General features: G+C 41.4%; 1 protein-coding gene and 3 pseudogenes. 3 read left to right on the top strand and 1 reads right to left on the bottom strand.

Annotated features, from left to right (window positions below; genetic code table 11):
• Positions 1-190: pseudogene (locus IR141_RS12425) on the top strand (IS1595 family transposase); the annotation flags it as partial.
• 114 nt (positions 191-304) lie between these two features.
• On the opposite strand, the pseudogene IR141_RS12420 reads toward IR141_RS12425, so the two are convergent.
• Positions 305-921, bottom strand: a pseudogene (locus IR141_RS12420) (IS1595 family transposase).
• Between the two features lie 115 nt (positions 922-1,036).
• Here IR141_RS12420 and IR141_RS12415 point away from each other — a divergent pair.
• Together IR141_RS12415 and IR141_RS12410 are read left to right on the top strand one after the other, a co-directional pair.
• Positions 1,037-1,264, top strand: a complete 228-nt coding sequence (locus IR141_RS12415) for a transposase (protein WP_135037740.1) — start codon at positions 1,037-1,039, stop codon at positions 1,262-1,264.
• A 237-nt stretch (positions 1,265-1,501) separates the two neighbouring features.
• Positions 1,502-1,700: pseudogene (locus IR141_RS12410) on the top strand (IS1595 family transposase); the annotation flags it as partial.

The raw sequence follows: 1,700 nt of genomic DNA, 5'->3' as shown, positions 1-1,700 counted from the left end.
GTTTGCCGACCGACACAACCATATCAACGGCATTGAGAATTTTTGGAATCAGGCGAAACGTGTCTTGCGCAAATACAACGGAATCGACCGAAAATCTTTTCCTCTGTTCTTGAAAGAATGTGAGTTTCGTTTTAACTTCGGGACACCAAAGCAGCAGTTAAAAACTTTGCGGCTTTGGTGTGGTGTTTAGGGCTAATCTACTTCAGCCCCTATTTTAATGGTTGGCGATAAATTTTCTTATCATATCAGTGCTTTAAAAATAAGGAGTTGTCTTAGATAACCAGGATAAATCTCTCTTTACCAATTATTTCAAAATAGAAATTTGAGACTTTATTTCACTGTTGCCAAAACGCCGTCCGCACGCCTTCAAATACAGCTCAAAATGTTCTTTGGGAATACCGTTAAACTTGAGCAAATGCCGTTTTGCCTGATTCCGAAAGCTCCCGATTCCGTTAATGTGATTCTGCCGTTCTGCAAACCGTATACTGTGGTTGATGCGAAAGCAGCTGAATCTGCCCGCATCAAGTACATCATAACTTTTGCAGCAATCGGTATAGACAATGCTGTCCGGCTTTATTTGTCCGCGGATGACCGGCAGTAAAGCAGCGGTTTGTGTATTGGGCACGGTAACCGTATAAACTTTGCCGTTGTGCCTCAAAAAACCGAAAACGACCGCTTTCCCTGCCACACCGCTTCCGCGTTTTCCTTTGCGATGACCGCCGGAACAGCTTTCATCCAGCCCGGCTGGAACGTCAAAAATTTCATCGGCAGCAGTGTTAAATGACGGCTAATGACTTGGTGGATTTTGCGTAGAACAATGCTGCCGAATTGGGGTATCCAAAATATCGGCAGCGGAACAGCAGTAACTTGAAGCACGAAAAACACAGTAGTTCTTTTTGAACTTTTTTCTTTAACTATCATGATGTTATCTTTATTTTTGGAGGGTGGCTATCTGCTAATCTAGTACAGTCCCTTGTTTTAACCGACTATCCATTTAAAAAGTTGGACATACAATCTAAATTTTGAAGGTATTTCCATGATTAAATCCACAAATGAATTCAAACTGGAAGTGGTGGGATTTTATTTATCACTGGAATATGGTTATCAAGCAACGGCAAACAAATTCGGATTAAGTGGTTCAACAGTTCGAAAACGAGTTAAAACCTGTCATTCTCACGGACTAAAAGATATATTCGCAGGTACGAATCCAAACCAGTATATTCGTTTGAATTCAAAATGCAGATTGTCCATCTTAATGAATTAGTCATACAACATAATCCCGGTTATGTTTCCCAGCTTTGCCAATAGCTGCACTGATACCGCATAGAAAGATAGCGCGTCGAAGCATCAACGCCGTTTGTGTATTCAACCGGTAACAACCAAGCCGTGCCCTGCTTTTGCGGGGCACTTTTGTATTCAGTATTGTTTATTTTTTTCGGCATTGTTTATGGGGCTGTACTAGATAACTAGGGAAATTTAACTTCAGGTTAGAATAATCCCTATGAGAAAAAGTCGTTTAAGTCAGTACAAGCAAAACAAACTGATTGAACTATTTGTTGCAGGTGTTACCGCCCGCACAGCGGCGCAATTAGTTAGCGTCAATAAAAATACCGCTGCCTATTACTTCCACCGTTTGCGCTTACTTATCTATCACAACAGCCCGCATCTGGAAATGCTTGATGGTGAAGTAGAAGTTGATG

The sequence above is a fragment of the Neisseria sp. 19428wB4_WF04 genome (assembly GCF_015235335.1).
In the GTDB taxonomy this organism is placed as follows: domain Bacteria; phylum Pseudomonadota; class Gammaproteobacteria; order Burkholderiales; family Neisseriaceae; genus Neisseria; species Neisseria musculi.
This window is presented reverse-complemented; position numbering and strand designations above follow the sequence as displayed.

What these genes read in the sequence shown, in the direction of transcription:
- IR141_RS12415 (WP_135037740.1), top strand. Translation starts at nt 1,037, where the DNA reads ATGATTAAATCCACAAATGAATTCAAACTGGAAGTGGTGGGATTTTAT.